General features: G+C 39.5%; 18 protein-coding genes. 12 read left to right on the forward strand and 6 right to left on the reverse strand.

The features are described from left to right. The first annotated feature begins 878 nt into the window (after positions 1-878). The 8 genes from priA to DSM106972_RS06190 all read left to right on the forward strand — a co-directional run bounded on the left by priA (position 879) and on the right by DSM106972_RS06190 (position 12,603). Positions 879-3,572 (forward strand): primosomal protein N', encoded by a 2,694-nt coding sequence (gene priA, locus DSM106972_RS06155; RefSeq protein ID WP_233787157.1) that lies wholly within the window; start codon positions 879-881, stop codon positions 3,570-3,572. Between the two features lie 185 nt (positions 3,573-3,757). After that, a complete protein-coding gene (gene kdpA, locus DSM106972_RS06160) occupies positions 3,758-5,437 on the forward strand; it encodes a potassium-transporting ATPase subunit KdpA (RefSeq protein ID WP_127079971.1) in 1,680 nt (559 codons plus the stop codon). Positions 5,438-5,548: 111 nt separating this feature from the next. Then, a complete protein-coding gene (kdpB, locus tag DSM106972_RS06165; protein ID WP_127079972.1) occupies positions 5,549-7,624 on the forward strand; it encodes a potassium-transporting ATPase subunit KdpB in 2,076 nt (691 codons plus the stop codon). Positions 7,625-7,689: 65 nt separating this feature from the next. Beyond that, complete coding sequence (locus DSM106972_RS06170) at positions 7,690-7,821, forward strand: potassium-transporting ATPase subunit F (RefSeq protein WP_233787156.1); 132 nt, start codon at positions 7,690-7,692, stop codon at positions 7,819-7,821. Positions 7,822-7,839: 18 nt separating this feature from the next. Further along, the gene (gene kdpC / locus DSM106972_RS06175; RefSeq protein ID WP_127079802.1) at positions 7,840-8,454 is read left to right on the forward strand and encodes a K(+)-transporting ATPase subunit C; all 615 of its coding nucleotides are present in this window, start codon (positions 7,840-7,842) and stop codon (positions 8,452-8,454) included. A 436-nt stretch (positions 8,455-8,890) separates the two neighbouring features. Then, the gene (locus DSM106972_RS06180) at positions 8,891-10,345 is read left to right on the forward strand and encodes an ammonium transporter (protein WP_127079804.1); all 1,455 of its coding nucleotides are present in this window, start codon (positions 8,891-8,893) and stop codon (positions 10,343-10,345) included. 142 nt (positions 10,346-10,487) lie between these two features. After that, on the forward strand, positions 10,488-11,324 hold the full coding sequence (locus tag DSM106972_RS06185; RefSeq protein WP_127079806.1) for an SGNH/GDSL hydrolase family protein: 837 nt from the start codon (positions 10,488-10,490) through the stop codon (positions 11,322-11,324). A gap of 70 nt (positions 11,325-11,394) precedes the next feature. Next, positions 11,395-12,603 (forward strand): 4-hydroxy-3-methylbut-2-enyl diphosphate reductase, encoded by a 1,209-nt coding sequence (locus DSM106972_RS06190; RefSeq protein WP_127079808.1) that lies wholly within the window; start codon positions 11,395-11,397, stop codon positions 12,601-12,603. 244 nt (positions 12,604-12,847) lie between these two features. On the opposite strand, the gene DSM106972_RS06195 is transcribed toward DSM106972_RS06190, so the two are convergent. The 4 genes from DSM106972_RS06195 to DSM106972_RS06210 form a co-directional block, all read right to left on the reverse strand. Beyond that, positions 12,848-13,162, reverse strand: coding sequence for a hypothetical protein (locus DSM106972_RS06195; RefSeq protein WP_127079810.1), 315 nt, complete (start codon positions 13,160-13,162; stop codon positions 12,848-12,850). Between the two features lie 205 nt (positions 13,163-13,367). Continuing rightward, positions 13,368-14,384: an adenosyl-hopene transferase HpnH gene (hpnH, locus tag DSM106972_RS06200; RefSeq protein ID WP_127079812.1), complete on the reverse strand. Its 1,017-nt coding sequence runs from the start codon at positions 14,382-14,384 to the stop codon at positions 13,368-13,370. Between the two features lie 71 nt (positions 14,385-14,455). Further along, positions 14,456-15,448 carry a hopanoid-associated sugar epimerase gene (gene hpnA / locus DSM106972_RS06205; RefSeq protein WP_127079814.1) on the reverse strand — a complete coding sequence of 331 codons (993 nt, stop codon included), beginning with the start codon at positions 15,446-15,448 and terminating at the stop codon, positions 14,456-14,458. A gap of 24 nt (positions 15,449-15,472) precedes the next feature. Continuing rightward, entirely contained in the window at positions 15,473-18,169 is a 2,697-nt protein-coding gene (locus DSM106972_RS06210) for an efflux RND transporter permease subunit (protein ID WP_127079816.1), read from the reverse strand. Positions 18,170-18,374: 205 nt separating this feature from the next. Here DSM106972_RS06210 and DSM106972_RS06215 point away from each other — a divergent pair, with 205 nt between their 5' ends. Beyond that, on the forward strand, positions 18,375-18,968 hold the full coding sequence (locus tag DSM106972_RS06215) for an REP-associated tyrosine transposase (protein ID WP_127079818.1): 594 nt from the start codon (positions 18,375-18,377) through the stop codon (positions 18,966-18,968). Between the two features lie 32 nt (positions 18,969-19,000). Further along, a complete protein-coding gene (locus DSM106972_RS06220) occupies positions 19,001-19,711 on the forward strand; it encodes a phosphorylase family protein (RefSeq protein ID WP_233787155.1) in 711 nt (236 codons plus the stop codon). Positions 19,712-19,822: 111 nt separating this feature from the next. On the opposite strand, the gene DSM106972_RS06225 is transcribed toward DSM106972_RS06220, so the two are convergent. Continuing rightward, positions 19,823-20,983, reverse strand: a complete 1,161-nt coding sequence (locus tag DSM106972_RS06225) for a glycosyltransferase (protein WP_127079820.1) — start codon at positions 20,981-20,983, stop codon at positions 19,823-19,825. A gap of 117 nt (positions 20,984-21,100) precedes the next feature. Between DSM106972_RS06225 and shc the strand changes: the two genes are divergently transcribed. Both shc and DSM106972_RS06235 read left to right on the forward strand, forming a co-directional pair. After that, a complete protein-coding gene (gene shc, locus DSM106972_RS06230; RefSeq protein WP_127079822.1) occupies positions 21,101-23,005 on the forward strand; it encodes a squalene--hopene cyclase in 1,905 nt (634 codons plus the stop codon). 743 nt (positions 23,006-23,748) lie between these two features. Next, on the forward strand, positions 23,749-24,576 hold the full coding sequence (locus DSM106972_RS06235; RefSeq protein ID WP_127079824.1) for a squalene/phytoene synthase family protein: 828 nt from the start codon (positions 23,749-23,751) through the stop codon (positions 24,574-24,576). Between the two features lie 53 nt (positions 24,577-24,629). On the opposite strand, the gene DSM106972_RS06240 is transcribed toward DSM106972_RS06235, so the two are convergent. Then, a complete protein-coding gene (locus tag DSM106972_RS06240) occupies positions 24,630-25,109 on the reverse strand; it encodes a DUF4383 domain-containing protein (protein ID WP_127079826.1) in 480 nt (159 codons plus the stop codon). Positions 25,110-25,439: the final 330 nt, after the last annotated feature.

Genomic DNA, 25,439 nt, shown 5'->3' on the forward strand with positions numbered 1-25,439 from the left:
GTAGTAAGTGCGCCTGGTTTATTTTCTCAAACAGATGCTTTGGCTAAAAGTTAATTATTAGCGTCCTTTTAGGCACTAGTTCTAGATTTTACACTATAACTAGTAAAATTTACTACGTAAGTTGTTTTGACTGAGGTCAAATTGTATTGATAGCTTACGCTTTGGGTAATTTTAACGCGAACTGTTAATTTTTTTTAAATCAACGCTTGCAGGTTGTAAACGTTGTACTGTAATCCAAATTAATTTGTAGTTTTTTTTTCAATTTTGCTTCAAATTCATCAAATACGTAAAATCCTCCTCAATCAAAATTGCATACACTTCACAGAAAAATACCTTTGCCACTCCTCAATGCTTAAATTTTTCTATAATTATTTGAATAACTATGAGTTTATGCTTTGTGGCTCCAAAGATACACAGTATTGTATTCTGTGCTTCTCTGATGATCTTTAACTTGCTGCCATGTGACAGTTTAAACTTTGGCATTCAGAGTGACTAGATAAAAGCTTCTCATATCGTAATAAGGTTGAATATCTACCGATGGAGGGAAAAGATGCTCTTACTTATTTAGTATATGAAGAAAAAATAATCTAAGCAATTACGAGCATTATCGTGTTATTTTATCTGCGTCTAAATAAGTATGAATAAGTAATGGCGGCGATGCAATTAATAACGGAAAGCTTAAGCAATTCACTTGTATAGGAAACTTATCAAGTAATATGACAAGCGAAAGTATTGATAACTACAATTTCTAATGATTTAGTTAATGGTTAACGGTCAGGTCAAAAACGGGAAAAGGGGAAGGGGGAAAGGGGAAAGGGGAATCATCTAGAAGGATATGAGATTTGGGATTATAATTCATTGATAAATAGATAATATATATGTACACCACAAGCATTGCTAGTCCAACCAAGTTGAAGGTTGCCGAAGTCGGGGGAAGGTACCATAGCGTTACGCAACGTTTGGTAGAAGTTTTGGTAGATATTCCACCGGAGTTGGTTGAATTTGCAACGAAGGACGGACACAAACTCTACCCATATTTCATACCAACCGAGTTGGATATTCAACCCGGTGATATTTTAAGCGTTCCATTCGGCGCCTCTGTTGTAGGTGGCATCGCAATACGTTTGATTAATAACCCTCCATTAGGTATAGAAACGAACAAAATCAAGCAAGTTGAAGATGTTGTTCATAAGCATTTCTTCCAAGAAAGTTATTGGAAGCTGATGGAGCGGGTATCACAATATTATTACACACCCTTAATTCAGGTGATTCGCGCTGCACTGCCACCTAAACTGCTCGCGAAGTCACAGCGTCGCGTCCGTTTAACCGTTGCAGGCGCCGCAGTTTCAACTTTAACAAATTCCGTCGAAGAACAATCTCAACCACTATTTCAGAAATTTAGTCAAGCTAAAAAAAAGGGTTTTTCTTTAGAATCTTGTATCGTATTACTCTTATTTTATTTACAAAACTTAATTGACAGTGAATATTTAATATCGATTTTTTGCTTATTGATATTCCGGAACTCAACGAAGCAAATACATAATGTCACATTCAATAAAATTTTAAGAATTCTGCTTCTTCAAACGGAAGGAGATTATAGCTTAGTTTTCTTGCAACGACAAGTTCAGGGAGCAACTCGTGCTGTCCGCGAACTTGCCAAGTTAGGTTTAGTCGAAAAATATATAGAACAAGCAAGAAGCGTTCGTCCTAAATTACAAAAAGCTGTCATTTTAACTGCTTACTCCTTTGCGGGTGATATTACCACTCGTCAGCGCGAAGTTTTGGAAGTATTACGACGACGTGGTGGTGAAATGTGGTTGGCTGAATTATTACAAATAACCGGTGCTGCTGCAACGACCATAAAATCTTTATCTAATAAAGGCTATATAGTTATTGAAGAAAGGGAACTATTACGAAGCGAAAGCGATGAAAATGCAGGCAGCTTAACAGGAACAGACACAGCAAAAACCCTCACATACGACCAAACTCAAGCGCTGTCAAAAATTAGAGAAAGCCAAACAGGAACTATTTTGCTACATGGGGTAACAGGTTCAGGAAAAACTGAAGTTTACCTCCAAGCAATAGCACCTTTATTAGAAAGTGGAAAATCTGCTCTTGTATTAGTTCCCGAAATTGGACTAACACCTCAACTTACTGATAGATTTCGCGCCCGTTTTGGTAGCAAAGTTAGCGTTTATCATAGTGGACTCAGTGATGGTGAACGCTACGATACATGGCGCCAAATGTTGAACAAAGAACCACAAGTAGTAATTGGTACTCGTAGTGCTATATTTGCTCCATTATCTAACTTGGGTTTAATTATCCTTGATGAAGAACACGATTCATCATTTAAACAAGACTCTCCCATTCCTACATATCACGCGCGTACAGTTGCGACTTGGCGTGCAGAACTGGAAAATTGTGTTTTGGTTCTAGGTTCTGCAACTCCTGCGTTAGAAACATTAATAGCTTCGCAACAGCAAAAAACTCTTTATTTATCTTTGCCCGAACGTGTAAACTCACGTCCACTTCCACCTGTAGAAATTATTGATATGCGCTCTGAGTTACAGCAGGGCAATAAATCAATGTTTAGTAGAACGCTCAGAGACGCATTAATACAACTTCAAGAAAAAAAACAACAAGGTATTTTATTCATCCATCGACGTGGGCATAGTACTTTTGTTTCGTGTCGTAGTTGTGGGTATGTAGTGGAGTGTCCGCATTGTGATGTATCGTTGTCGTACCATCAAACAGAGTATGGGGCGCCGCAATTATTAAGGTGTCATTATTGTAATTATGTAACCCCACATGCGCGAAGTTGTCCACAATGTGATTCACCGAAGTTTAAATTTTTTGGTAGTGGTACACAAAAAGTCGCACAGGAGTTAGCAAGAGAGTTTCCAGAGCTACGTGTAATTCGGTTTGATAGTGATACTACAAGTAATAAAGGCGCCCATCGTAATTTGTTGACACAATTTATAAATGGTGAAGCAGATATTTTGTTAGGCACACAAATGCTTACTAAAGGTCTAGACTTGCCACAGGTAACTTTAGTAGGAGTTGTCGCTGCTGATGGACTGTTACATTTATCTGATTACCGTGCTAGCGAACGCGCGTTTCAAACTTTAACACAAGTAGCAGGACGTGCAGGACGGGGTGAAGAACCTGGGCGTGTAATTTTACAAACGTATACACCAGAACATCCGGTAATTGAAGCAGTACGTGGACATGATTATAAAACCTTTACCGCCATTGAATTAGAGCAACGGCAAGCACTTAATTATCCTCCGTTTGGACGGTTAATTTTGTTACGTTTGAGTAGTGTGGATGCGGTACAAGTTGCGAATGCTTCCGAAATTATCGCGGCATTTTTACGTGGTGGCGAAGGTTATGAGATACTTGGTCCGGCGCCTGCTAGTATTATGCGGGTAGCAAATCGGTATCGCTGGCAAATTATGGTAAAATTTCCACCTAATGCTTTGCCACAGTTACCCAACTGGGATGAAGTGCGTGAAATATGTCCTGACTCGGTAAGTCTAACGATTGATGTTGACCCATTGAATATTATGTAATTCTACTCTCTACGTCTCTGTGTTTATGGGGTAAAAATATTTACCCCATAAACACAGAGTACACAGAGCAAGAAAAGAAGATTTTTGAGATGATATCAATATAAATTAATCGATTGCCGTTATTATTTGATGCACGGGCATAAGTGCTTGCGAAAAATCTTATTAAATTGTAGATACATATAATGCTGTTACAAGGATTTTTGCAAATTGTTTTAACGCTGTGTATTGTTATTGCGATAACCCCGTTACTTGGCAAATACATAGCAAAGGTGTTTATGGGTGAGCGAACACTTCTCGACCCAATTATGAATTCGTTAGAACGAATTATATATGTCCTAGGAGGTATTGCGCGTCGTGACGATATGACAGGTTGGCAGTATGCACGCGCTGTGATTTACACCAATGTATTTATGGGTGGGTTTGTATATATATTATTAATGAGTCAGCGGGCGCTACCGCTAAACCCAAATAAATTTGGCGCCATGCGGTGGGATACTGCACTGCATACAACGATTTCATTTCTCACCAATACTGACCAGCAGCATTATGCGGGTGAAACAACTTTAAGTTATTTCAGTCAAACAGCAGCTTTAACATTTTTGATGTTTACTTCTGCTGCAACAGGTTTAGCTGTTGGCATTGCTTTTATTCGTGGTTTAACTGGAAAAAAGTTGGGAAATTTTTATATAGATATAACTCGTGCAATTACACGGTTATTACTGCCACTTTCGCTGGTTGGAGCAATAGTACTGCTAAATCAAGGTGTACCACAAACATTCGCACCAACTCAAGAAGTAGTAACTCTTGAAGGCGCCAGACAGTATATTGCCAGGGGGCCAGTCGCATCGTTCGAGATGATAAAGCAATTAGGTGAGAACGGCGGTGGTTTTTTTGGCACCAACTCTGCACATCCATTTGAAAATCCCAATAATATATCAAACTTAATCGAAATCATCGCAATGGTATGCATCCCCAGTGCGTTGATATATACCTATGGTGTGTTTGCCAATAATATAAAACAAGCTTGGCTACTGTACTGGATGGTACTTATCATCTTTGTTGTGTTAGTAGGAGTAACAGCAATTGGCGAATATCAAGGAAATCCACTTATAAATAGTAGTGTTGGAATAGAACAGCCAAATTTAGAAGGTAAAGAAATACGTTTTGGTTGGGCACAAACGGCATTATGGGCGGTGCTGACGACTGCCACAATGTGCGGTGCCGTAAATGGAATGCATGACTCACTTATGCCAGCAGGTGGATTTTCAACTTTACTAAATATGTTTCTACAAATTGTCTGGGGTGGACAAGGTACAGGAACAGCATATTTATTTATATTTGTAATTTTGACGGTATTCGTTACAGGGTTGATGGTAGGACGTACTCCAGAATTTTTGGGACGTAAAATCGAACAGCGTGAAATTGTACTCGCAAGTCTCATACTATTGATTCATCCAATTGCCGTCTTGATCCCCAGTGCTATTACCCTTGCTTTTCCCAAGACATTGGCAGGAATTAGCAACCCAGGATTTCACGGTATTTCACAAGTAGTATACGAATACGCATCAGCAAGTGCTAATAATGGTTCAGGGCTGGAAGGCTTGAACGATAATACGTTGTGGTGGAATTTAAGCGCAGCAGTAAGCATGATAATTGGACGGTATATTCCAATTATTGCAATTTTATTACTCGCCGAAAGTATGGGCAAAAAACAACCCGTTCCCGAAACTCCAGGAACCTTGCGAACTGATACTTCACTGTTTGTAACTGTAACCGCAGGTGTTATTCTCATACTCGGAGTTTTAACCTTTTTCCCCGTTCTCGCCCTAGGTCCAATCGCCGAAGGCTTTAAAATTGCAAAATGAGTGCTGAGTGCTGAGTAGTAAGTGGTAACTCCTAACTCATAACTATACTCAGCACTCAGCAATTCTTCTCAGCACTTCTTCTCAGCACTTTCAACTCAGCACTTAATTATGATGCGTCAACGTAATCGTTCGAGTGACCGTAAAAACCCGCGTAAGCAATCGAAAGTCAATGATAAAGGACTTTACGCGCGCGCGGTTAAAGATGCTTTTGTTAAGCTGAATCCTAAAGTAGCTATCCGTAACCCAGTAATGTTTCTGGTATGGATTGGAACATTAATTACTTTAGCTGTAACTATTGACCCAAATTTATTCGGGCCAGTCACAGGAAAAAATGTGGAGCTTTTCAATGGGCTAGTTACTGTAATTCTATTTTTAACGGTGTTATTTGCGAACTTTGCCGAAGCTTTTGCAGAAGGACGTGGTAAAGCACAAGCTTCAGCGCTGCGTTCTACTAAATCTGAAACAATTGCAAAACAACTTGCACCTGATGGCAGTATCACAGAAGTTTCTTCTACAACTTTGAAACGTGGTGATACCGTTTATGTCACAGCAGGTGATATCATTCCTGCTGACGGAGAAGTGACGATGGGGGTTGCGAGCGTTGATGAGTCGGCAATTACTGGTGAATCGGCGCCTGTTTTAAAAGAATCTGGCTCTGATATTGCCAGTTCTGTAACTGGAGGAACGCGAATTATTTCTGACGAGTTAATTATTCGTATTACTGCCGAACCTGGTAAAGGTTTTATAGACAGAATGATTGCTTTAGTAGAAGGCGCCGAGCGTAGCAAAACACCCAACGAAATTGCATTAACAGTACTACTTGCTGTTCTAACATTAGTGTTTCTTTTTGTAATCGTAACACTACCTGCGCTCGCTTACTACGTTAATAGTCCTGTTAGCGTTCCTGTATTGATAGCCTTACTTGTAGCTTTAATTCCTACTACCATTGGTGGATTACTCAGTGCTATTGGTATCGCTGGTATGGATAGAGTGGCTCAGTTCAATGTTATTGCTACTTCTGGACGTGCAGTCGAAGCTTGTGGCGATGTTAATACATTAGTATTAGATAAAACAGGTACTATTACACTTGGCAACCGACTGGCAGAAGAATTTATCCCTATTAACAATCATACTATTCAAGAAATAGCCCAAGTTGCATTATGGGCAAGTATATTTGATGATACGCCGGAAGGGAAATCAATAGTTCGATTAGCCGAACGTTTAGGCGCCATCATTGATTTTGACAGTAGTTATTCCCAAGGAGTAGAATTTTCTGCCAAAACTCGCATGAGCGGTACAAATTTACCTGATGGTAGTCAAATACGAAAAGGAGCAGTAGGAGCAATAAAAGGATTTGTGCGCTCTCGTGGAGGTTATGACTCACCGGAATTAGACACAGCTTACACGCGAGTTTCTTCTCAAGGTGGAACTCCACTTGCTGTTGCTGTTGATGGGGAAATATATGGAGTAATTTATCTCAAAGATATTGTTAAACCAGGTATTCGCGAGCGTTTTGAACAATTGCGACGTATGGGTGTGCGTACTGTAATGTTAACTGGAGATAACAGAATTACTGCTTCTGTAATTGCACGTGAAGCTGGAGTTGATGATTTTATTGCGGAAGCAACACCCGAAGACAAAATCGAAGTTATTCAACAAGAACAAGCGCAAGGTAAGCTTGTTGCGATGACAGGAGACGGAACAAATGACGCACCAGCACTTGCACAGGCAAACGTTGGTGTTGCGATGAATACCGGGACTCAAGCAGCTAAAGAAGCAGCTAATATGGTTGACTTAGACTCAGACCCTACCAAGCTTATTGATATAGTCGGAATTGGGAAACAGTTATTGATAACACGTGGCGCCTTAACAACCTTTTCAATTGCGAATGACATCGCCAAGTATTTTGCAATTATACCTGTATTATTTGCTAGTACAAATTTACAGAGTTTAAATATAATGCGTTTAAGCAGTACAAATTCGGCGGTACTATCAGCATTGATTTATAATGCGTTAATTATTCCGGCATTAATCCCTTTAGCATTAAAAGGAGTGAAATTTCAACCATTAATAGCAAATCAATTATTACAACAAAATATATTGATTTATGGGTTAGGAGGAGTAATTGCACCATTTATTGTCATTAAGTTTCTTGACGTTATTATTACTATCATAGGATTAGCATGAGCTACTTTAGTCGAAAAAAATTACCAATTATATTTTTTTTAATAACGTGCTTCAATATAGTGATTATGCCTGTAGTTTATGCCGCAACAGGTAAGTTAGAACCACGTCATACGTATGCACTTGCTGGACTTGGCATTATTACCCTTGGGTTAGTAATTTATTTATTTGACGTAGTATTTCATCCCGATAGATATTGAATATTAGATAAATATTAAATAATTATGTTACAAAATATTCTTAAAGCCATTCGCATTAGCGTAATTTTATGGCTAATAACAGGAGTTGTATATCCCTTACTAATTTTTGGCGTTGGACAATTACCAGCGCTGCGTGAAAAAGCGAACGGTAGTATTGTTTACAATTTAGAGAACAAACCATATGGTTCATCTTTAATTGGTCAAGTATTTACATCCGAGCGTTACTTTTATACTCGTCCTAGCGCAGTTCGCTATAGCCAAGGCAGACAAGGTAGACCAACAGGAGTATCAGGCGCCAGTAACTTAGCTACAAGCAATCCTGATTTACTCAAGCGTGTCGTCGATACAGCAAATCAATTACGTGATGAAAACGTATCACCCATAGTAGGAGACTTTATCTACACTTCAGGTTCTGGTTTAGACCCTCATATTTCTTTACGAGCAGCGCAGGCACAAATCGAACGAGTCGCAAAAGCGCGTGGTATACGACCAGAAGAAGTCATACCACTAATAAATCGCTCCACTGACAATCGATTTCTAGGTATTTTTGGCGAACCTGGTGTAAATGTTCTAAGACTCAACTATACGCTCGATTTAAATGAACGAGTTTCTAACCAGCGCCGAAATCAATAGCAAAATCCTAGAACTCGGCTTGATCAAGAGTATTAATTTTTACTAAAGATATAATAGTAAATTATTCAAATACGTAGACAATAATTCACTGAACTTAATATAGATTTCAATAGATTTTACGGATGATTTAGCTATCTACCGTAGCAAATTCTGCTCGTCAATTCAGAAAAAATGTTGAGTCTAATCATTTAAAGTACGCAGAATCAGCACCTAAGCGGTTGTTATGTGCAGGCGCCGGGTGTTATCTATTTATCTACGCAAAATCAAATATAATTACACATTTTCTTAACAAGCTGCAACTGCAATAGGGCGTATATTTTTTATTAATCTTCTGTTAATCTTTTGTTTGAGTAACTTTTCATACAGATACAAGTATCAAAAATTACTCATAATTATGCAAGTGACACAACTCGTTCGACCTTGGGAACTTTAAAAAGTGTTGAAGAAAGTAATAATGATAGGGGCGATTGCCCTACTGCTCCTTGGTGGGCCGCTGACGGGCAATGCCTTTGCTCAGACAGTAACCGCTGAAGATTTAAAAAAGGTGGCAGATGCAGCCGCAGCTGCTCAAACAGCAGGAGATACAGCATTTATGCTTTTATCATCTGCGTTGGTGCTGTTAATGACACCTGGGTTGGCTTTCTTCTACGGTGGCTTCGTGCGGTCGCGCAACGTGCTAAATACGCTGATGATGAGTTTTGTACTCATGGCGATAGTGGGAGTTACCTGGATTTTATGGGGCTATAGTTTTGCGTTTGCACCAGGTAATGCACTTATCGGTGGAGTTAAGTGGATGTTTGGCAATGTGGGACTTGATATCGCTGGATATTTACCCCATATGGCTTATGAAGATGCTCTAAAAGCTGCTGACCCTAAATATAATGACGTTGTGTCATATGCGGGCACAATTCCTCATCAAGCATTCATGATTTATCAAGCCATGTTTGCCATTATTACTCCAGCGTTGATTTCAGGCGCCATTGCCGAACGGATGAGCTTTACTGCTTACTCGCTATTTGTGCTGTTGTGGTCTACATTTATTTATTCTCCACTAGCTCACATGGTTTGGGCAAAAGGTGGAATGTTAGGTCTATATGGTGGAATGGGCGCCCTTGACTTCGCAGGTGGGACAGTAGTACACATTAGTTCTGGCGTTTCGGCGTTAGTTGCAGCAATAATGCTAGGTTCGCGTAAAACATATCCAAACCGTCTTAGCCCTCCGCATAACGTGCCATTTATTTTACTAGGTGCTGGCTTACTATGGTTTGGTTGGTTCGGTTTTAACGCTGGTAGTGCATTATCTTCTGGTTCTTTAGCAACCGCCGCTTTTGTCGCGACTAATACGGGTGCAGCAGCAGGGGCGTTAATGTGGTTAATTTTAGAAAAAGTGCTACGTAGTAAACCAACAGCAGTGGGTGCAGCAACAGGCGCCGTTGCGGGTTTAGTCGGTATTACACCAGCCGCAGGATTTGTAACCCCATTAGCATCGATATTAATGGGTGGTATTACATCCTTCGTCTGTTTCTACGCAGTTAGTTATAAGCACAAAGTTCAAATCGATGATGCTTTAGATACATATCCGTTGCATGGTGTTGGTGGTACAGTTGGGGCAATTTTAACTGGTATATTTGCCACTAAAGCTGTAAACGTAGCAGGCGCCGATGGTTTATTGTACGGAAACCCCAAACAATTACTAATTCAAATTGTTGCAGTCGCAATCGCTTATGTAATAGCAGGCGCTGGTACTTGGGTTATTCTCAAAATTGTTGAAGCCACCGTTGGTCTGCGAGTCAAAGAAGAAGCAGAATACCAAGGTATTGATATCAATGAACACGGAGAAGAAGGTTACAACGAAGAATTTGGAGAACGGGTATCAATTGGAAATAAGTAATTACATCAAGAAACCTGGTTTCTCACGCAAAATCGTTGGTTCTATTACAATCTATCGAAAAAGAAACCAGGTTTCTGCGCCAAAAGTGGACGTAGGCGATTACAATGCATACCATCTGTAACTCACTCGGTCAATGCAGCACGTGTCCACCTCCGCTAAATCGTTTCCAATTTGGGCTTTTTTATCGCTGTTAACCAATGGCGTACTAGTCTTGGCGGTTATCTTACTGTTTTTACGACAGCAAGGTATGACCGCTCTTTTTCGTAGAGCTACTCCTGTCACACAAAGCATCGAAGCATTACCTAATACGGCGCCACAACTTGGTGAACGTCATCAACTTAGTTATACTCAGTGGGTAGATATTTTAAAACGTGAAGCCGAAGTAGCAGCTAATAAACGTCCACAACGTTTAACAGTATTAGCTGGTGACTCTTTATCTTTATGGTTCCCACAAAAATTATTACCAGAAGAACGCACTTGGCTCAATCAAGGTATTTCTGGAGAAACTAGTACTGGGCTACTAAAACGTTTAAATTTATTCAACGAGACCAAGCCAGAAACAATTTTTGTAATGATTGGCATTAACGACTTAATTCGAGGAGTTGAAGATAGCAAAATATTAGATAATTACCGTCGCATAGTAACTACCTTGGGTGCATCACACCCCAAGTCTCAAATCGTGATTCAGTCAATATTGCCGCATGGTGGAGAAGAATCAACTTGGGAGGGAAAACAAAAGCTGTTAGCAATTTCCAACAATAGAATTCGCGAACTTAATCAGCAATTACAGAATATTGCGACAAAAGAAGGTATAAAATATTTGGATTTGCATCCGTTATTTGCCGATAGTCAAGGAAATATACGTTCAGACTTCAGCACAGACGGGTTACATTTAAGTCCACAAGGATACTTAGTATGGCGTTCAGCATTACAGTTATACAGCGAAATAGAATTAAAGCAACAACCATTTGCTCAATAGCAATTCTAATGTCGTCAACTAAGCGCGACAATATATATAGTAAATTTTGAAGATTTTTGAAGAAATATCAATGGATACTAAAGCATTTAAACGCTCACTACAACATTCTGAAAACTATCACCGTCGTAGCTTCGGTCATCAAGAGGAAGTTGCCGCCGAATTGCAATCGGAGTACCAAAGCAATTTAATACAAGAAATTCGCAATAACAATTATAATTTTAAGCGGGCGGATGTAACAATTAGTTTAGCCCAAGCATTTGGGTTTTGTTGGGGAGTAGAGCGTGCGGTTGCAATGGCATATGAAACACGCAAGCATTTTCCAACAGAGCAAATTTGGATTACCAATGAAATTATTCATAACCCTTCGGTAAACCAACGTTTGCGCGAAATGCAAGTTAAATTTATTACCGTAGAAGCTGGACAAAAAGACTTTTCGGTCGTAGGAAGTGGTGATGTTGTAATATTACCTGCATTCGGCGCCAGTGTTCAAGAAATGCAGTTACTTAACGAGAAGGGTTGTAAAATAGTTGACACCACCTGTCCTTGGGTTTCTAAAGTATGGAACACCGTAGAAAAGCATAAAAAAGGTGACTTTACATCAATCATTCACGGCAAATACAATCACGAAGAAACTGTTGCTACAAGTTCCTTTGCAGGCAAATATTTGATTGTATTGAATTTACAGCAAGCTGAATATGTCACCAACTATATATTAAATGGTGGTGATAGAAATGAGTTTATGGCAAAATTCAGCAAAGCTTGTTCCGCAGGGTTTGACCCAGAGGTAGATTTAGAACGAGTTGGAATTGCCAATCAAACTACCATGCTCAAAGGAGAAACCGAGCAAATAGGCAAATTATTCGAGCGGACGATGATGCAAAAATACGGGCCGCAAGAATTAAACGACCATTTCCAAAGCTTTAACACAATTTGTGACGCAACTCAAGAACGTCAGGATGCGATGTTTGAGTTGGTTGATGAAAAACTTGATTTAATGATAGTAATTGGTGGATTTAACTCATCGAATACAACTCACCTTCAAGAAATCGCTATCGAACGCACAATTCCTTCATATCATATTGATTGTGTCGAACGCATTAAATCACGCAATGCCATCGAACACCGTGAGTTAAACGGGCAATTGAAAATTACAGAAAATTGGTTGCCTGATGGAAAAATTGTCGTTGGTGTCACAAGCGGCGCCTCTACTCCCGACAAAGTTGTAGAAGATATAATTGAAAAAATCTTTGAACTCAAAGCAACTGCTGCGGTGGTTTGATGGAAACTGGGTTTATTTAAAATGGGGTGGGCAAGGATGCCCACTCCACAAGATTAAGTACTAGTCCAATGACATCCTCACTACGTGAAGCATCTCAATATGTAGGTTGGGTGGAGGCTTTGCGGAACCCAACATAATAATTTGTTTAACCAAGCAAAATTAAAAACTACAGATACTTACCACATAGACACAAAGTACACAGAGGAGAGAGTAACTATTCAAAAGGGCGCCACTTAACCCACCCTTACAGATGTGTACCAGCCCAAGCACCATCAAAGGACGATCCATTAGGAAATGCCACAGAAGGGCGAACTTTTTTGTATAAGTCAGGATACTTACTTGCAAGTTCGGCTTCGGTTAAATTTGCGCTCAGTACTGTGCCATTTTCTGACTTTACAGAGTACTTGAGTCCTGAAGCTTGATTCTTGATTAGAACTATTTTGTCTCGCATTTGTAATTTAGTGACTACTGCTTCGTTTTTGTCATCCGCGCGCGTTGCAGATGCAAATAAAGTGCTAAATAGTACTAGTGAAAGAACTGATAGTAGTGTTTTACGCATGGTAGTTCTCCATTATTAAATGTAATTTAAAGTTGTGCTTTTACCTTAGCATTTTTCATTTCCTATGCTTATGCAGTATTGTTTCCAAATCAACTGTTTTGATTTGGCATGACTCTTGTGGGGTGGGCATCCTTGCCCGCCCTTGATATTGAAAAGAACAGGCAGGGATGCCTGTTCCACAAGAGTTTGTAAGATGGTTAGTTTATTAGCCACCCCATAAGACTTTCATTGACCGCGCAATGTTGGTTGGTTGCATTGAGTCCATTGCTGCTGTTGGCTCGTAACCGCAATGCACCATACAGTCGGCGCATTTAGGGTTGCCGCTTGCACGACCATATTGGTTCCAGTCAGTTTGGTCGAGTAGTTCTTGGAAGGTTTTGTAATGTCCTTCGTTGAGTAGGTAACAAGGTTTTTGCCATCCTAGTACGCTGTAACATGGCATTCCCCAAGGTGTACATTCATAGTCTTTGTCACCTGTGAGAAAATCTAGGAACAGTGGGTTGTTATTAAAACTCCAGTTCTTTTGACCTGCTTTCCAAGGCGCCAATATTTTACGGAATAATGCGCGTGTTTGTTCGCGTTTGAGAAAATGGTCTTGGTCGGGCGCCCACTCATACCCGTATCCTGGGGAAATAGTCATTCCATCTACACCCAAAGATGTAACGAAATCGAAGAATTCTTGCATTTCTGCTGGTTCCGTACCATCAAATATTGTTGTATTTGTTGCTACTTGAAATCCTTTAGCTTTTGCTGCACGAATTGCTTTCACCGCAGTATCAAATACGCCTTTACGGTCAACACATTTATCGTGTAAATCGCGCATTCCATCAAGGTGAACAGAAAATGTTAAGTATGGTGAAGGTGTAAATTTATCTAGGCTTTTTTCTAGTAATATTCCATTTGTACATAGATAAATAAATTTCTTGCGCGCTACTAGTCCACGCACGATTTCATCGATTTGCGGATGTAATAAAGGTTCTCCACCTGGTATTGAAACTACAGGGGCACCGCATTCAGAGACAGCCGCAAAGCATTGTTCTGGTGTTAAATTTTGTTTAAGTATTTCAGTAGGATGCTGGATTTTACCGCATCCAGAACACGCTAAGTTGCACCTAAATAGCGGTTCGAGCATCAACACAAGTGGAAAACGTTTGCGTCCTTTGATACGTTGCGCGACTAGATATTTACCGATTTCTATCGCTTGCATTAAGTTAATTGACATTTTTCACTCCCCGGTAAGTTTATATATCAAAGCATTACTAAGCAAAGTAAGTAAAGAAAACAGTATTTGTTTTAATTTTTCGCCACATATCCATGAGCTATAAACCATTCGACTGCTTCTTTGAGGGCAATATATACAGGAGTTTGAGGCAAACCAAGTTCGCGCACAGCTTTTGATGCATCGTAGTACATAGTGTGTTGTGCCATCTTGACACCATCTATAGGTATTGATGGTATTTTGCCCAAGCGTGTGAGAATCTTTTCATCCAACCAAGCCACACTATAAGGAATCCAGGCTGGGATAGTACGATTTGGTGCGGGTAAATTCGTAATTTGTGCCAGGTGGTCAAGAATTTGCTTGAGTGTAAGATTTTCGTTTCCCAGAATGTAACGCTCCCCTGATTTTCCTTTGTGAAGTGCAAGTAAATGTCCCCAAGCAACATCGCGCACGTCAATAAGATTTAAGCCTGTGTTAATGTAAGCGGGCATTTTTCGACGCAAAAACCGCAGTATAATATCGTGTCCAGTTGGAGTTGGTTTTATATCCATTGGGCCAATAGGAGTGCTAGGATTCACGATTACTACATCTTGACCCGCAGCAGCAGCGCTAACAGCTTCTTGTTCCGACCAATATTTAGACTTTTTATATTCACCAACAAGGTCTTCGACTGGACTTTGGTGAGTTTCATCTACAACACTTTCTCCTGTACCAATTGCTGCAACCGAACTTGTATATACTGTACGTTTAATACCTGCTCGATTTGCAGCAGCTAAAATATTGCGCGTTCCCAGCACATTATTTTGATACAGTAACTCTTTATCTTTTTGCCACAGCGAATAATGAGCTGCTACATGAAATAAATACTGACAATCCACCATTCTCTGCCAAAGGTCAGGACTATTTAAATCACCTTTGATTATTTCAACGTTGTGAATATTTTTTAAATTACTCAGGTTACTGTTAGCACGTGCTAGCGCATAAACAAAATACCCTTGCTGAACTAGCAAGCGCACTAAGTTGGCGCCAACAAAACCTGTACCACCCGTGACGAAAACTTTATGCATTGTTTAGTCAATGGTTAATTTTGATTAATTATTCTTAAATTTTTTGCGCTTAAACCAGTCGTCAAGAATTGCGTATAGAACAGGGACAACAATTAAGCTTAGTAGCGTAGAACTAATTAAACCACCAGCAATAGCGACTGCCATTGGTGAACGTAATTCAGAACCGGCACCAATACCCAGTGCAATTGGTAGCATTCCTAATATAGTAGCAACGGTAGTCATAATAATCGGTCGAAATCTAACTGGTCCAGCTTCAAGAATGGCTGCGGTTCGAGATAGTCCCTCACGTCGCAGTTGGTTAATATAATCAACGAGTAAAATAGCGTTCTTGTTGCTAATACCCAATAAGAAAACAAAACCAATCAGCGAAATCATACCAAAGTCGCTTTTAGTAATTAATAGCGCAATTACGGCGCCAACGAGCGCTAGGGGTAATGAAATACCAATTACCAATGGGTCTTGCCAACCACCAAACAAGCAAACCAGCACAATGATAATACATAGTGCCGATAGAAGTAGTGTTGAAGTAAAACTGCCGAGAACTTCGTCTTGACGCGCCGAGTCTCCTCCTAAATCTAATTTGATATCTTTTGGTATTATAGTTTCGGCTGACTCGACTAATTTATCAGTGGCATCACCTAGTGATAAATCTTTACCTAAATTAGCGCTAATATAAGCTACACGCTGGTTATTAAGTCGTTCTATTTGAAAAATATCACCAGTATCACCACTATTACCTTCACCCGTATAAGTTACATCAACAAATCCTGGTAGTTTTTTAAGACGCTGTGCTATGGTAGCTGCTGAAGAATAAAGACTTTTAAGGTTTTCGCCTTGTAATGCAACAGTCAGGGGTTTTTGCGAACCCGTATCAACAAATTGAATGTCCTCAACGCTAATCGTAACATCGGCAAGTTTTGGTAAGCGCGCGCGCACTTGTTCTTGCATGTCGGCAGTGTTTATTTGTCGATTTTCTTTGAGTTTGACATAAAGTGTACCTTTGTTTGGTTCACCTTCACGCGAACCTACGGTAGTAAATATGGTTTCAACATCGGGTGTTTTTACCACTGTTTCGAGTTTCTTAGCTATTTCCAACGAATAAGTCAAGGGGTCAGTAGATGTATTTGCGCTTGATATTGCGACGGATGACGTATCTCCTGGAGTTAAAAAACTTCCCAAAGCATCTTGTGCCGCTTGTTTACTTTGCTCTATTAGTTTAGTTAGCGATACTGTATATGTAACATTAAATTCTCCTCTATCAAGTTTGGGAATAAATCCTTTAGGAATAATAGGAATGATTGCTATTCCAATTACAAAACTCAATACTGCCAACCCCATTACTATTTTGCGATGATTGAGTGACCACCGCAATAAATCTTGATAGCGCTGGGCAAAATAACCCCAGCTTTTATTCTCATTATGTGCAGCACGGCGCCTTGAGTTTGGTTTAATCCAGTAAATTGCTAATACAGGTGAAAGTGTACGTGCGACTAACAAGGAGGTTAGCATTGCTGCTGATACAGTAATACCAAACGGTTTAAAAAATTGACCGACAACTCCACCCATCAAACCAATAGGCAGAAAAACTGCTACAGCTGTTAGGGTTGCTGCGGTAACAGTGACTCCAATTTCAGAAGTGGCTGTAAATGCTGCTTGGCGAGGAGTTTCACCTTTATCAATGTGGCGCATAATATTTTCCACATCAACAATCGCGTCGTCAATGATACTACCAATTACCAGTGCAAGTGCGAGCAGCGTAATTGTTTCTAAGTTAAAGCCAAACAATGCCATTACAATAAACGTTCCCAGCAATGAGATTGGAATTGCAAGTGCAGAAATTAGCGTTGCTGACCAACTTCTTAAAAAAGGATAAATTACAACTACCGACAGAACAATTGCTTCAATCAACGACTCAATTGTCGCATGAGTTGCTCTGCGAATATACTCTGCTTGCGTCGATGCTAAATTAAGTTTGATATCTGGTAAATTTGTTCGCAGTCTTGAAACTTCTTGCTCAACCCTACTAACGACCTCTAGCGTATTGGCATCACCACGTTTAATAACTTGGAACGCAAGCACATCTTTACCATTGAATCTTACCTTAGTGGCGCCGCTACTTGGTTGAGTTACAGGTTGGGGTAAATCTGGAGTAGCTTCTCCTAACAAAACAACTTTAAGAACCCCTGGCAGTTTAGATACAGATGGAACTATTTTATCTTTGGTTAATGAAGCTAAATCATTTAAATAAAGCTTTGAACTCTCTACAGCATAACTAATTGCAGCTGATTCATTAAGATTAAACGGAATTACCTGGTATTGAGAATTATTAATCAGCTTAACCTGCTTTACCGCATTATCAATAGCGAGTCTAGACTTCTCTAAATCTGTTCCTACCGCAAACGCAACACTGACAACAGCTTGTCCTGGATAAGTTGACGAACGAACATCATCTATATTTTCCAGTGATTGAAGACGCTGCTCAATAACTTTAGTTAACTTAGCTTCAGTATCTTCTGCGGTAGTCAGGGGTGCATTTGCATTCACCACCACCACAGGAAAAGTAATATCTGGAAATAAAGCGTACTTCAGCGAACTAAACGCCAAAATTCCAGCCACCATCACAGCAAGCCAAAACGATAACGTTAACCAAGAATTCTTAATTGCGACTCTAGATATATTAAAACGGTCGCGCGCGGATTTAGGAGGATTCACTTTTACCATCGTTAACTGCGGTTGGCACTAATTCCTGATCTTAAAGCCAATTTCAAGCTTCGGTATACAAGCAATGCAAAAACAGCTCGTAATAAGCACTTCAGTGCTTCACACAACTTCACACAACTTCACAATACTCAACCCCAAACACATAAACACCCACAAAAATTTTGGGAAAACTACTAATAGTAACACCTACCAATACATTTCCAAAATGTATATATATCGCAAACTCACACCACAGGAAAAAGCAGAACTAGTTCAACTGCGATTAAGTCGTGGTTATCCTCCCCACTCCCCACCACATACCATACGCGACAATAAACTATATTTAATCACAGCAGCTTGCTACGAACATAAACATCATATGTCCACAGAAGCAAGGCGCCAGCAACTACTTGATATGCTATTTGAGGAGCTTGTAAATAATGACGTAGAAATCCTTGCTTGGGTTGTATTGCCCAATCATTACCATGTTTTAGTATATGTAGAGAATTTTGATTCCTTGGGCAAGTCGTTACGCATTGTTCATGGTAAAACTTCTCGTTATTGGAACCTTGACGATAATATTACTGGACGCAAGGTTTGGTACTCTTACTTTGACCGCGCGATTCGTTCTGAACGTCATTACAATGCCACTATTAATTATATTCATCGCAATCCTGTTAAGCATCTTTGGACTAAATCTGAGTTTGATTGGAATCAAACTAGCGTCCATTGGTATTTGCAGGAGCATGGAGAACAATGGCTTTTGGATCGTCTTGTTGAGTATCCTGTGGAAGATTATGATGGGGATTGGGATGTTTAGATGATGTCTCGGCACGCGCGGGAGTGCTTGTTATGAGTATGGAAAGCACTGAAGTGCTTATTACGACGGGGGGGGTTTTTGTGCCGCAAGGCGCCGAATATAAAGCTGTGTGTAACGGTTTAAGGCGTGTTAATAAGATAAGTTCACAGGTTATATCTATTCCTGTGGGTGGTAAAGCTGTTACTAGATACTTACAAGAATGGTATGAGTCTGTGAATTTACTTAAAGATTCTCAGCCATATGCTTTAGTAATGGGTTTATGTGGAAGTTTAACGCCTGATTACGATGTGGGTGATGTTGTGCTTTATGAAACTTGTATTTATAAAGATCAAGTTCTGCATTGTGATAATGATTTTACTAATCAATTGGAGTTACAGCTTAAAGAGAAAGTATCAAGAGTAAAGGCGTTGACTAGTGATAGTGTTGTTTTCTCGTCATATGAGAAAATTTTATTGGGAAAATGTGGTGCCTCTGTCGTTGATATGGAAGGTTTTAGTGCGCTGGAATTTTTAAGTTCGGTTGGTTTCAAAGTGGGAATGTTACGAGTAGTCAGTGATGGGTGTAAACATGATTTGCCTAATCTAAATTCCGCTTTTAGTCCAGAAGGCACCCTTTTACCTTTACCATTGGCTTTAGGGATGTTACGTCAACCTATCGCTGCTTGTCGTTTGATATATGGTTCTTTACGAGGATTGAAGGTTTTAGAAGATGTCACAAAGGATTTAGGAACTTTCAAGCAATAAAATACTCAATATTTTCTTGTGGAGCGGGCATCCTTGCCCGCCCCTCATATAAAACTATATGGAACGGGTAGGGATGCCCATTCCACAAGATTTTTATATTCCACAAGATTTTTATATTTCATAAACTCTGCCTTTCCAGGCGCCTCCCCGTCCTTGCCAATGACGCAATGCTGAATCAATAGTCATTAAAGTGTATAGAAATGCAATTACTGGTAAGCAAAAAGCATAAATAGGTGAGCAATGATAAAAACGAATTGTTGGATAGTAGCCTAGAGCCATTAGCAACCACCCTAGTAAACCCAATACAGCAATTAACCAGTTACTCGTTACTAAACCAAATACTAACGCTATTGGTGAAATTAAATACACTAAAGTCATTCCCAATAAAGTCCCAATTAGTAATATTGGCGAGTAACAAAGTTGAGTATAAGCAGTTCTCGCCACCATATCCCAAATTGTCTCTAAGGAATTATACTGGCGTAAGCTGTGCGTTAAAGAACTTAGCCCTAACCAAATAGGATGATTTTGAGTTGATTTTACGGCGCCTGCTAATGCACAATCATCAATTAGAGCTTGTTTGACACTTTCAATTCCACCAATACGTTCTAGTGCATCACGACGAATTAATATACAACCACCAGCAGCGGCAGCAGTAGATTTATTAGGGTCGTTTACCCAACGGAAAGGATAAAGTTTTTGGAAAAAGAATACAAACGCTGGTATTAATAGTTTTTCCCAAAAGCTTTCGCAGCGTAACCGCACCATTACTGAGGCAAGGTCTAAGTTTTGTTGAAATGCTTTTGTAACAAGTCTATGAAGATTATGGGAATCATGTTCAATATCTGCATCTGCCAAAAGATAGTAATCTGGTTTAAAGGTACTAGCTTTACGAATACCTTGTTCAACTGCCCAAAGTTTACCAGACCAACCCGGCGCCAGTGGCAAAGCGTTAATTATATGTAAATGTTGAGTTTTGTTAAGATTTTCAGCAGTTTTCAACGCTATCGATGCTGTGCCATCGCTGCTGTTGTCATCGACTAAAACAATATTAAATATGCCTGGATAGTCTTGACAAAGTATAGATTTTAAGGTTTTCCCTAATAAATCAGCTTCATTACGTGCAGGAATTACAGCGCAAACTGTAGGGTAGGAATCGCCGATGCTCATATCCTCTATGACTTCTGACACTTGCCAGAAGGCGCCTCGAAAAATCAGTAATCCTATCCAAATCAAAACTGGCAAAAATGTAGCAACCAATTCAATAAGTGTCATAGTACCCTTGCTTATCACTGCTTTTACATGGGAGAATACGTTTTCTCTCTACTTAGAGATAGCACTTGCATTTTTCATTGCCGCATCCATACTATTGTTAAGTCTGAGTAGTACTTCATGCAAACTCAAAATCGGGTTACTTTATCAAAAGTTCCTTACTCAATTGCAGCGAGTCAAAATTATCTTTTATCGATTCAATACCCAGATGGCTACTGGTGGGCTGAATTAGAATCTAATGTCACTATAACTGCTGAGGTCGTCCTCCTTCACAAGATTTGGGGTACCGATAACTATCGACCCCTACATAAAATTGAAAAATATCTCCGTTCCCAACAACGTCCTAATGGTAGCTGGGAACTTTTTTATGGTGATGGTGGAGATTTAAGCACCTCAGTCGAAGCTTATATGGCGCTGAAATTATTAGGGGTTCCAGAAACTGACCCAGCATTAAAGTTAGCGCGCGATTTTATTTTAGGGTTAGGCGGCATCAGCAAAACGCGAATTTTCACTAAGCTACATTTAGCATTAATTGGCTGTTATAGCTGGCGTGGTATTCCTTCGCTGCCTCCTTGGGTAATGTTACTTCCAGATAATTTCATATTTAATATTTATGAAATGTCAAGTTGGGCACGCTCTAGTACAGTGCCTTTACTGATTGTCACAGATAAAAAACCTGTGTATGTTACCAATCCTGGTATTAGCCTTAATGAGCTATATACAGAAGGTATTGATAATGTTAAGTATGAGTTACCACGTAGCAATGATTGGACTGATATCTTTTTAGTGGCGGATGAAGCTTTTAAAAGGAGCGAAAGCTTAGGTTTAGTACCGTTCCGTGAAGAGGGTATTCAAGCAGCGGAGAGATGGGTTTTAGAGCGTCAGGAAGTTACAGGTGACTGGGGTGGAATTATTCCAGCAATGCTCAATTCACTTTTGGCGTTGCGTGCATTGAATTATGATGTCAACGACCCAATAGTTGTGCGTGGTTTCAAAGCGCTTGATAATTTTGCCATAGAAACTGCCGATAGTTATCGTGTACAACCTTGTATTTCGCCTGTTTGGGATACTGCTTGGGTAATACGCGCACTCATTGAGTCAGGTTTGGCACCAGACCATCCAGATATTGTAAGTGCGGGTGAATGGTTACTTTCTAAGCAAATTCTAAACTATGGTGATTGGGCAGTTAAAAATCGTCAAGGCAAACCAGGCGCCTGGGCATTTGAATTTGATAATAATTTCTACCCTGATGTAGATGACACAGCAGTCGTTGTCATGTCATTAGCACTTGCAAAGCTCCCCAATGAGAAACAAAAGACAGCAGCCATGATGCGAGCGATTGATTGGGTAGCAACAATGCAGTGTAAACAAGGAGGTTGGGCGGCATTTGATCTTAATAATGATGCTGATTGGCTTAATATGATTCCTTATGGCGACCTCAAAGCCATGATAGACCCGAACACAGCAGATGTAACCGCACGTGTTTTAGAAATGTTCGGTTGCTGCGATTTATCAATTAATCAACACGACTTTGACCGCGCGCTTGATTATTTACTCAAAGAGCAAGAAGCCGAAGGTTGTTGGTTTGGTCGTTGGGGAGTCAATTACATTTACGGGACTAGCGGTGCCCTTTGTGCTTTAGCTAGTATGGCGCCGTCTAAAAGAACAAGCATTCAACGTGGTGCCGCTTGGTTGATAAGTTGTCAAAACACAGATGGTGGTTGGGGTGAAACCTGCCGCAGCTATAACGACCCTTCTTTAAAAGGTAAAGGACGCAGTACAGCATCGCAAACTGCTTGGGCATTACTAGGCTTAATGGCAGCAGGTCAAGCAACTGGCAAATATTCTACAGATGTGATTAAGGGTGGTGTAGATTATTTGGTCGCAACTCAGCATGAAGGCACTTGGAACGAAGATGATTTTACAGGAACAGGTTTCCCCTGTCACTTCTATCTAAAATATCACCTATACCAACAGTACTTTCCTTTACTAGCTCTTGGTCGCTATCAAGCACTTATAACTTAATCAAATACATCATACCGTTACTTCTTTTGTGGCTAGCTTGTATAAATTATTAACATATATACAGCTTTAGCTAGCTACAAAAGATTTTTAAACATGTAAAATATAATACAAAATTTATCTATTGATTACATATGACCAGAATTTCTTGTTACTTACAAGCTTATTGATTATACCACAATTCAATTACAGTACGATACATTAAAAATATTCCCAAGTATGGAAAACCATGATATGCTCTGGAAAACTTTTATAAATTTTATGTTATCTACGAAGGAGTTCAATGCACAAAGTTTAGAAACAGATTAAATAACCACTTACTTCACATGTTGACATCTGACTCAAAACTTATCACAACTTTAGTAAACGATTGTTGTATAAAATAATTCTTTAAAGCTATTGTAAATGTGGTTGCATTTTGAAATATAACATGCATCTCAAGAAACCGGGTTTCTTTTGGGTAGAAACCCGGTTTCTAGATATTATTTTATACAGTGAAAAACAAGCTAAAGTTTAATTCTTTAGTATCTTGCTTTTGTTAAAAGACAGTAAGGTTTATAGGTTGCTGCCGAGTAATCGTAATTGCGATTGATATTCAGAAATGATATAAACTGTAACCTAGAAGACAAAGATAAGTAAACTTTATAATTAATTTAAAATGCTTAATTTTTACTTAAATATGTATAAATAATATTCAGAAGGCAGGAAACTGCAAGTGGGGGAAAATATCCAGAGGAGTGTAACGAATGGATTTACGTACAGACGCTTTAGAGTTATTAAAGGAAACTAGCCGGACTTTTTACATCCCCATAGTTCGTTTACCACGAGGGTTGCAGGAAGCAGTTTCTTCAGCGTATTTGTGTATGCGTGCTATCGACCAAATCGAAGATGATTCAGAGCTTGATAACCAAACAAAATCTGAACTGCTGCGAAATATTAGTTTGACTTTGCAGGCAGGAGTTGATGGTTTTGCAGTTGACGCTTTTACAGAGGGATTTGTTGGATACGAGAATAAATTACCTGAAGTTACTCTTCGACTGCGCGAATGGTTAATATTGGCACCAGAAAGTATTGCACCTAGAATATGGGATGCCACAGCTGCAATGTCAGACCGCATGGCATATTGGGCAGAACGAAACTGGAAAATAGACGATGAGTCAGACTTAGACCGTTACACATTTGGGGTTGCAGGCGCCGTTGGGTTATTGCTATCAGATTTATGGGCTTGGTACGATGGAACGCAAACCAATAGAACCTTAGCAATTGGGTTTGGTAGAGGATTGCAAGCCGTGAATATCATTCGCAATTATAGCGAAGACTCACTGCGTGGTGTCACCTTTACGCCCAAAGGTTGGGATGCGAACAAATTGCAAGCATACGCACGTAAAAATTTAGCTTTAGCTTCAGCTTATAACGCTTCCCTTCCCCCCAACAGTCCAGCACTAGACTTTTGCCAAATACCCCTAACATTAGCTTACGGCACCCTAGAAGCCATTGCACATGGTAAAGAAAAACTTAGCCGTAGCGATGTAGTTGCACTCCTACAACAAGTCATGGGTTCCAATCCTAGTTAAAAAATGTAGAGACGTGATTAATCACGTCTCCACAATGACATATTCTTTAAAAATTAAATGTTGTCAGAGACAGGTTCACCTGCAAGTTTTGCTGGTATAACAATTCCGTAATAAGCAGCGGCAAGCGCACTAGCTGCATTTAAAATTACGTTATAGCCAAATAATGGCATCAAACCAAAGAACGTTTTTGCAAATGGCAGTAAACCCATTATGGAAATTACAACATAAGCAACAAAGAAGATACGATTAAATTGTCTGGCACCGTGGTGAGTTAAATAAGAGGTAATTCCCAATAAACCAACAGTACAATGAACAAGGTTATGCAAAAAGTTAGTAGGAAATAGCCCAAAGACATATCCAAAACCAGCAGCATAAGCATTATGTGCATCTTGTGCTGGAACAAAAGAAACATCAGTTCCAGGTATAGAAACAAAAGCTGGAATAAATCCAACTATACCAAGAACTAAAAATAATATTCCAATTCCTAAAGCACAGTAGCGCTCGGCTTCGCGCAATGCATTTGTGTTAATCATGTCAAAAAATACCCTTTATTGCAGTAAAATTTTATCTATCTAATTACATTTTCAGATTTAATCAGGGTTTGAAAATGCAACAAGCATTACTTCTTATTCAACGCATAATTGCTATATGCTTAATCTATCAAAGGATAGGGTTTTATATATTTCTTGAGTGCTGTTGATGGTAAAGTTTTATTGTATTCGTTAATACTTAATTCATATGGATAACGACGTTGTTATATTTGTAGCTAGTGTTTTTGTGTTTATTCTTTATCTTGTTTTTTCTGCCTACACAGAGATGGGAACGAAATTGCCTTGGAAGAAGTAGTAAGGACAGGCAAGATG

It is taken from the genome of Dulcicalothrix desertica PCC 7102 (assembly GCF_003991905.1).
Taxonomy (GTDB): Bacteria; Cyanobacteriota; Cyanobacteriia; order Cyanobacteriales; family Nostocaceae; genus Dulcicalothrix; species Dulcicalothrix desertica.

What these genes read in the sequence shown, in the direction of transcription:
- priA (WP_233787157.1), top strand. Translation starts at nt 879, where the DNA reads ATGTACACCACAAGCATTGCTAGTCCAACCAAGTTGAAGGTTGCCGAA.
- kdpB (WP_127079972.1), top strand. Translation starts at nt 5,549, where the DNA reads ATGCGTCAACGTAATCGTTCGAGTGACCGTAAAAACCCGCGTAAGCAA.
- DSM106972_RS06170 (WP_233787156.1), top strand. Translation starts at nt 7,690, where the DNA reads ATGCCTGTAGTTTATGCCGCAACAGGTAAGTTAGAACCACGTCATACG.
- DSM106972_RS06190 (WP_127079808.1), top strand. Translation starts at nt 11,395, where the DNA reads ATGGATACTAAAGCATTTAAACGCTCACTACAACATTCTGAAAACTAT.
- DSM106972_RS06195 (WP_127079810.1), bottom strand. Translation starts at nt 13,162, where the DNA reads ATGCGTAAAACACTACTATCAGTTCTTTCACTAGTACTATTTAGCACT.
- hpnH (WP_127079812.1), bottom strand. Translation starts at nt 14,384, where the DNA reads ATGTCAATTAACTTAATGCAAGCGATAGAAATCGGTAAATATCTAGTC.
- hpnA (WP_127079814.1), bottom strand. Translation starts at nt 15,448, where the DNA reads ATGCATAAAGTTTTCGTCACGGGTGGTACAGGTTTTGTTGGCGCCAAC.
- DSM106972_RS06210 (WP_127079816.1), bottom strand. Translation starts at nt 18,169, where the DNA reads ATGGTAAAAGTGAATCCTCCTAAATCCGCGCGCGACCGTTTTAATATA.
- DSM106972_RS06215 (WP_127079818.1), top strand. Translation starts at nt 18,375, where the DNA reads ATGTATATATATCGCAAACTCACACCACAGGAAAAAGCAGAACTAGTT.
- DSM106972_RS06220 (WP_233787155.1), top strand. Translation starts at nt 19,001, where the DNA reads ATGAGTATGGAAAGCACTGAAGTGCTTATTACGACGGGGGGGGTTTTT.
- DSM106972_RS06225 (WP_127079820.1), bottom strand. Translation starts at nt 20,983, where the DNA reads ATGACACTTATTGAATTGGTTGCTACATTTTTGCCAGTTTTGATTTGG.
- shc (WP_127079822.1), top strand. Translation starts at nt 21,101, where the DNA reads ATGCAAACTCAAAATCGGGTTACTTTATCAAAAGTTCCTTACTCAATT.
- DSM106972_RS06235 (WP_127079824.1), top strand. Translation starts at nt 23,749, where the DNA reads ATGGATTTACGTACAGACGCTTTAGAGTTATTAAAGGAAACTAGCCGG.
- DSM106972_RS06240 (WP_127079826.1), bottom strand. Translation starts at nt 25,109, where the DNA reads ATGATTAACACAAATGCATTGCGCGAAGCCGAGCGCTACTGTGCTTTA.